This is a genomic window from Pantoea sp. SIMBA_079, assembly GCF_046940275.1.
Classification (GTDB): Bacteria; Pseudomonadota; Gammaproteobacteria; order Enterobacterales; family Enterobacteriaceae; genus Pantoea; species Pantoea borealis.
Genome location: NZ_JAWRYR010000790.1, coordinates 1 through 243 on the forward strand (window position 1 = coordinate 1; position 243 = coordinate 243).

Consider the following 243-nt stretch of genomic DNA (forward strand, 5'->3'; position numbering starts at 1 on the left):
CGGCCACCACGCCCGCCGATGCCACCCGCAACGGGCCGCGGCCGACGATGGCGGTCTTCGATCGTCGCTTGCGCCTGCCGGTGTATGCGGTGTTCGCGGCGATGATGTCGGTGACGATCGCCCAGGTCGTCGTCGGCTTCTTCGCGATCGACCGGCTGCAGCTGTCGCCGGAAGATGGCGCCCGCGTCGCCGGCCTGTCGCTGACCGCCGTCGGCGTCGGGCTGATCTTCGCCCAGGCGCTGG

1 protein-coding gene is annotated in these 243 nt (G+C 72.0%); it reads left to right on the forward strand.

What is annotated here, in order from left to right; all coding sequences use genetic code 11:
• Positions 1 to 243 (forward strand): hypothetical protein (locus SB719_RS22105; protein WP_412160025.1); only part of this gene is annotated, 243 nt, incomplete at both ends.